The sequence below is a fragment of the Streptomyces sp. NPDC006261 genome (assembly GCF_040613515.1).
Classification (GTDB): Bacteria; Actinomycetota; Actinomycetes; order Streptomycetales; family Streptomycetaceae; genus Streptomyces.
On record NZ_JBEXSI010000122.1, the window covers coordinates 1 to 6,810 of the forward strand.

The following is a 6,810-nucleotide window of genomic DNA, read 5'->3' on the forward strand; positions in this document are numbered from 1 at the left end:
CCTTCGGCTACCTCACCCCGGCCGAGACCAGGCAGCGACATCAACACACCCTCGCGGCATAACGAACGAGTGTCCGAGATCACGGGGAAACTTCACCCACCCCGCCCAGTCTTTCCTGTCGGCTCGGTGAGGCAAAGACTGTCAGCACGAGCGATATTCCGCGCCGACGGCCCTGCGATACTCAGACCGTGCCCTTGATCCGCGACATCACCGAGGTCGACCACTCGGTGGTGGCCTGGGGCTGCCCGGCATCGGAGATCCTCGCCGCAAGCGTGGCCGGGGCCAAAGCGCGCTGAGCTCTCAAAAAGAACACGCTCCGGCGTAACTTCTCCAACTCCTGGCCGTCGTCCTCCGACTCTGGCACAGCGGGCCTTGCGCGGGTGTGCCCTCGGTGGCGGCTTCCTGCCGGACGACGTAGCGGACGAAGCTCAGCCGAAGGATTACTCCAGTTCTCCATCAGGTGGAGCTCGCGACGGACGGAAGGCCGTACATCTGCTGGAAGGATCGACCCATGCTCATCACACCCCGGCCGGGAGCCGACCCTGGCAACATCCTCCAAGCCCTCGGCGGTGCCCAGCTGACGGCGGAGAACCTCCGCGGCTCCCACCGAGGCAGCGCCTACACCCAGCTCCTGGTCTATCTCGAATGGGCCACCGACGCGGCCGGTGTCCTGCGCCATCAGGTCCGTGACGCCGACATCGACCACCTGGTGCTCACCCGCCGCTATGAGGCGCTCCTCGGCAGCTGCGGCAGCCTCGCCGGAAGCTCCCAAGAACGACTGGTCAACGGCCTGGTGGCCCTTGAACTGGCGGAGCGCACGCAGGCTCTCCAGGCCGCTGGCGAGGCCCTGAAAGCGCAGATGGACCGGTGGAGCAAACCGGAGACCCTCGTGGTCGCCGACTCCAGCTTCTACATCCAAAACCCCGACAAGCTCGCCGACGCCGATCTGCGCCAGATCCTGGACCTGCGGCCCCACGACGATGTCCGCCTCCTCTTCCCGATCACGGTCGTCGACGAGCTCGACGGCCTGAAAGAGTCCGGAAAGGAGAGGAGCCGCTGGCGCGCGTCCCACACCCTCGGGCTCCTGGACGGGACCCTCGACGGGCGCACCTCCGGCGTCTGGAGGGAAAGGAGTTCCTCCTCCCCCGGCGACGGCAGCATGGACATCCGCGGCCAGGTGAGTGTCGAAATCGTCCTGGATCAGCCTGGCCACGTACGGCTCCCCATCGACGACGACGAGATCATCGACCGGGCAGTCGCCATCCAGTCGATGGCCTCCCGCCCCGTACGGCTGCTGACATGCGACACCGGACAGCACACACGAGGGTGCGCCGCAGGGCTCGAAGTGACGAAGATCCCCGCGAAGGACCCCGGCCCGGAACCCGACTGGGCCTCACAGAACAAGCCCGGCAACGGCACGAGGCAGAAGCGTCGCGACCGGGCCGCCGCACAAGCGGCCGCACAGCCGCCGGTGGTGGAGCCGTCCGCAGGCGAAATGCCAGCGGTCGAGGTGTCGGCGACCAGCTGATGGCCGCCTGGCGACAAGCTGGATAAGGGGGTAGGCCCGTCCGGTTTGCACCGTCATAGGCATTGGCACGGCACGATCACCCGCCCGGTACAGATGACGGTGAATCCTGGCAGGTGACAGTGCCCGGACAGTGCCGTGTGACGGTCCCGAGCTGAGAAAGGCCCAAGTCCCCAGATGGACGGCCCCGGGGCGGCACCTACACGGCACCCCGCTGGGCCGCCTCCCGACGGAAGGACCGCCCCGGGACCTCTACCACCACGCCACACCAGCTGGTCATCCCTCGTACGGGCGGTGAGCGCAGATCTCCCGCTCCGGGCGACCCGAGAAGCCCTGGGGCGGAGATCGGCGGCGAGAAAGGCGCTGGGGGCGTGGGGCGATCAGCAGCGAGACAGGCTGGTGAGGTCAGAAAACCTCCTCACACTCGTCGGTCCAGCGGGCCAGGGCGCAGCAAGCCGTTCCAGCGTGTCCTGGCTGAACCGTTCCATGGCCTTGCGATCTTCAACGGGTCACGATCGGGGTCACTAGCGCGGCCAGCACGGCCATTCCGGCCAGGCCGACGAGTAGTGGTTCTCGGAAAGCCGGGTGGCGGTGAGTTACGTAGACAAGCGCCCCGCACACAAGTGTGGAGACCACGACGAGCAGAAACACAACGAGCAGGACAATGGTAGGCATGACCTGGTTCCTCTGGGAGATTGGACTGGGGCTGACTGCCCGGTGCCCCACGTGTTGGCTGGGGCAGGGCAGGACGGCGGTGGCACCAGAGTTAGCCGCTCGTTCCCCACTCGCGAGGCCCGCTGACGCGCTGCGCCGTGCGGCGCGACTGCTCGGCGGCCAGTCGCTTCGCTTTACGGCGGACTCGCTCGCCCAAAGCCTCCGGGGCAGTGGCGCCAACGGCATCTGCTGCCTCCGACCACGTCGTGCCCTCGCCCGCGGCGTACGCCATCACTACCTGCCGCTCGACCAGAGACAGACAGCGCAACACCGCGTTGAGCCGCTCGTCATCGAACACTCCGCCCGTCGTGTGGGCTAGCAGGTCGACCTGGGTGGCGACCATGTCGTAGAGCGACAGTCCGCCACCCAGGTCGGCGTCAAGAGACAGCACCCGGCCTTGTCGTGTCCGGCGCCGCCACAACGGCACCAGTTGCCGGTGTACCGCGCGGGCTTCCGCCCTCAACGCGCCAAGCGCGGTGAGAGGCAGGTGGCCGGTTTGCCTGAGAGAGGCACACCAGTTGCCGGCCAGGGCGGTGGACACGGCCTCCAGCCACCGCGCACTTCGAGGAACCACAAGGGTTTTGGCCGCGAAATAATCGACCTCAGCAACGCATTCGTCGGTGGTGCACGTGGGTTCGCCAGCGGTCGTCCATGCGCCGCTGACAAAACTGCGGACGGTCAAGGCCTGCACTAGGTCCGGTGCGCGCTTCGAGTTCCACGAGATGCGCTCGCTGTGCTCGCCATGCTCCACCATGCGGATGCCGGTCTCGGTGGCCGTTACGATCCCGCGCTCGTTTCGGAGATCTTCTGACAGGACGACGAAGCGTGTGCGCTGGTCCATTACGGTGTTCACGGTGTATCGCTCCCTTCGCGAACTGAGATGTTCACCCCTCGGCCCCGTGAAGCGATGCCACCGGCAACAAATCTCGGCCACCGCGACGTGATCTGAGTCACACGGTGCCGTACTTTCAGCCACTGAGTCTTTTCCGTCTTGATCAGGTGGTGAGTTCGAGTGCGACGACGGCACGGACGAGGGCGGTGATCCGGGTGGTGCTGCAGCGGAGCTTCCGAAGGAGTCGCCAGCATTTGAGGGTAGCCATGGCGCGCTCGCCCAGGCTGCGGATCTTGGCGTGGTCGCGGTTGTGACGCCGGCGCCAGCCGTGCAGGTTCTTGCCCCGGAAGGGCACACGGATGGCAGGGTCTGGCGCCCTGATATGCCTGGTCCGTCCAGCACTTGATGTCGTCGGCGGCGAGGGCGGCAGGGATGCCATGGGTCCGGGCCGCGGTCAGATCGTGCACGGCTCCGGGTAGGGCGTCCGAGGCCCAGATCAGACGGCCGGCTGGATCCGCGAGGACCTGCACGTTCATCCCGTGGTGCTTCTTCTTCCCGGAGTAGTACGGCTGGTCGGCAGCGATGCGGTCGATCGGCAGCACGGTGCCGTCCAGGATCACGTACGCCTTCGTCCGCACGGTTCGCATCACCTGCTCCAGCGTGGGCGCCAGAGCGGCCAAGAGATCGACGGCCTCGCGTATGTACCGGTAGACCGTTGTGATACCGACACCAAAACCTGCTGCGAGGCGGGCGTAGGTGTCCCCGCAGCGCAGGTGGGCCAGGACGAGCAGGGCCTGCCGACCACAAGACAGGCGACGCCACCGAGAGCCGATCTGACGGCGGTGACCTGCGAGGAGACCGGAGAGATGCTGCAGGGTGCGGCTGGACAGATCGATACCGGACGGGTAGGCAAGCACGCGCAAGCTCCTGGCGGACTGGTGATCTTGGTCGTGAACCCGTCTACCAGGAGCTTTTCTCATGCCCGCCGCCAGGGCTGCCGGTTTGACCACGTCAGGTTGAAACGGCTCACGGCCCAGGCCGCCCAGCCCTGCCGGACTTCCAAAGCACCCGCCACGCTCGTCACTCACAGTTCCGGCATTCGGCCTCTGTGGGCACCTACAGTGTCGAAGGCAGCCCGGGGACTGGGACTGATCGTCCGCCTGGCAGCCGATGCCGACAGTTCTCAACGGGAGATGTGTGTGGATCAGGGCTCAGACCCGGGGGAGGAACGGTACGACGTCCGGTTCATGCCGGTGTCCAGCATCTCCCGTTCGCGCATGGTGGTCCGGGCCGTGATTGCCCCGCTGCTGTGGGTCGCGGCGACGTGGCTGGCGGTGGTCGAGCTCGGACACGGGCCCTTTTTACACGACATCGTGCTGGTGGCGGCGGTGTCCTTCGTCATCGCGAATGTGTTCCTGCTGTGCGGAGTGTGGCTGAGGCGGCGGGAGGAGCGCCATGGAAGTTGGTGACCTGCTCTTCTACTTCGTGGTCTTCTATCCGGTGGCCACCAGCGCCGTGTGGATCGCGGGAGGTCTTCTCTTCCGGCTGCTGGAGGAGCGCCGCGTCATCCACCCCCCGGCGGGCGGCTGGCCCGCGGTGACCGTCCTGGTGCCCGCCTACAACGAGGAGGCGGTGATCGCCCGTTGCGTACAGGCCCTGCTCCGGGTGGACTATCCGGAGCTGGAGGTGCTGATCCTCAACGACGGCTCCTCCGACGCCACCGTACGGGCGGCCGTGGAGGCTGCGGCCGGGGACCCGCGGGTGAGTGTGCTGGACGACGAGGTCAACCTCGGCAAGGCCGACCGGCTCAACGAGGGCATGCGCAGGGCCCGCCACGAGCTGGTCGTGGTGACCGACGCGGACACCCACCTGCATCCGGACGCCGTCAAGTACCTGGTCGAGCGCATCACACGGTCGCGCCGCTACGCCGCCGTGGCCGGCGCACCGTTCGTCACCAACCGGCGCAACGTCCTCTCGGCGATGCAGGTGCTGGAGGCGGCCTCGCTGATCGGCCTGATTCGCCGCACCCACGCGCTGGCGGGCCGGGTCGGCACGGTCGCCGGTGTTCTCGGCATCTTCCGCCGCGACGCGGTCCTGGCGGTCGGCGGATACGACCCGCGCATGGCGACCGAGGACATCGAGCTGACCTGGCGGCTGCTGGAAGCCGGATACCGCACGAGCTTCGAACCCAACGCCCTTGTCGGCATGGAGGTCCCGCTCACTCTGCGGTCCCTGTGGAAGCAGCGCACGCGCTGGGCACGCGGCCAGGGAGAGGTGGTACGCACCCACGGCCGGAAGATGTTCCGCCCTGGCAGCGTGGACCTGTGGCCTATCGCCTGGGAGGCAGTGCTGTCATACGTGTGGGTGCTGGTCCTGATGGGCGGCACGCTCTGGGAGCTCGTCCGGCTGGTCGTGTTCCACAGCACCGGCGAGGTGGCGTGGATGCTGAGCTGGGGGGTCGCCATCGCGATCATCTCGACGGTGCAACTGACCGTGGCCACTTCCATCGTCTACGCCCGCGATCCCACGTTGTCCAGGGCCTACCTGCTCGGGCCTGTCTATCCCCTGTGCCATTGGGCGATCAACGCGCTGGCCGCTCTCTTCAGCCAAACCGTCGGCCTGCTCCGCGGCCCCCGCCAACGGAGAGTGACGTGGAACATCCAGCGCGAGGGAGATGGAGGTCCCCCTGCTTGAGATGACGCGCCGTCCGGCCCGGAGTGGGCCCCATCAGGACGCGAGCCTGATCAGAGCAGGCCACCACCACCTCGTACGCACCCTGGCGGACTTTGCCACGCAGCAGAGCGCCAGCTGGCAGCGATACTGCAAGCTGAGGCCGTACGGGCCGAAGGGTTCCCGGCGCCGATCAGCGAGGCCGGCGCCCGTACGACGGCGAGCAGCTCGATACCTATGCGGCATCAACCGCAGCACCGCGATCGTCCAGACCGTACTCGTGCTCCCCCACACCTCAACGTGAGGTTGGAAAAGGCTCACTGACGAGATCGACCGCGAGGCCGTAGCCGGGGCTGTCATCTAGCAGTCGGTTCCGCTCGCCGGGTGCGGGTCGTACCTCGCCGGCCCCGCCCACGCCGAACTGCCCTAGCTCGGGCCAGTCCAGGTGCAGGGCGCACCGGCGCGTCCATGAAGCCCCGACTGTCGGCCCGCTGGACGGACAGACCATCGAGCTCCACCCTGTGCAGGCGCAGAGCGGTGGATACGGCACCCTGTCCGGCGGAGGCACTGCCCCCGGGGAGCCCGCTTACGCACGCGACGGCCACGACCGGTGGAGCTGGCAGGGCAAACCCTGGCCCACCAACTGACCACCTCCGCCGCTCCCGCGCCCTCGGCTCAGCGTCCGCGCGCAAAGAGCCCGGGACGTCGACTGCGAAGTGAAACGCGCCCACATCCACTTCATCTCGCGTGCGTTTGAACAGCGTTTGTCGACCGGGTTTGGAGGTGGTTGGCGATCACGCAGCGCGTGGATGTCGATGGCAAATGACGGCACTCTCGGGTCTGGGGATGCATGACGCAGAGGGACTGCCGGTCCGTGCGCCGACTCGACCGCCGGGTAGGAGCCCGCGGCGTAGGCCGGGGAAGACTGCCCACTCTTGCGGGATGGAGCGTGGCGGGTACTTGAGAGATGAGAAGGAACTGGCCCTTGAGGCCGATGTCGGCGACCTGGATGCGGGCGCAGGCGTTCGGGCAGCCGTTGATGTTGATGGTGATCGGGTGGTCGAACTCC

General features: G+C 67.4%; 4 protein-coding genes and 1 pseudogene. 3 read left to right on the plus strand and 2 right to left on the minus strand.

Annotated features, from left to right (window positions below):
* The first annotated feature begins 511 nt into the window (after nucleotides 1-511).
* A complete protein-coding gene (locus ABZ154_RS34495) occupies nucleotides 512-1,528 on the plus strand; it encodes a PIN domain-containing protein (protein WP_356838374.1) in 1,017 nt (338 codons plus the stop codon).
* 763 nt (nucleotides 1,529-2,291) lie between these two features.
* Here ABZ154_RS34495 and ABZ154_RS34500 read toward each other — a convergent pair.
* Both ABZ154_RS34500 and ABZ154_RS34505 read right to left on the minus strand, forming a co-directional pair.
* Entirely contained in the window at nucleotides 2,292-3,092 is an 801-nt protein-coding gene (locus tag ABZ154_RS34500; RefSeq protein WP_356838375.1) for a hypothetical protein, read from the minus strand.
* A gap of 142 nt (nucleotides 3,093-3,234) precedes the next feature.
* Nucleotides 3,235-3,988, minus strand: a pseudogene (locus ABZ154_RS34505) (transposase family protein).
* 336 nt (nucleotides 3,989-4,324) lie between these two features.
* On the opposite strand from ABZ154_RS34505, the gene ABZ154_RS34510 reads away from it, so the two are divergent.
* Together ABZ154_RS34510 and ABZ154_RS34515 are read left to right on the plus strand one after the other, a co-directional pair.
* On the plus strand, nucleotides 4,325-4,540 hold the full coding sequence (locus ABZ154_RS34510; protein ID WP_356838376.1) for a hypothetical protein: 216 nt from the start codon (nucleotides 4,325-4,327) through the stop codon (nucleotides 4,538-4,540).
* The gene (locus ABZ154_RS34515; protein ID WP_356838378.1) at nucleotides 4,527-5,765 is read left to right on the plus strand and encodes a glycosyltransferase; all 1,239 of its coding nucleotides are present in this window, start codon (nucleotides 4,527-4,529) and stop codon (nucleotides 5,763-5,765) included. The genes ABZ154_RS34510 and ABZ154_RS34515 overlap by 14 nt, the downstream gene beginning before the upstream one ends.
* Nucleotides 5,766-6,810 lie beyond the last annotated feature (1,045 nt).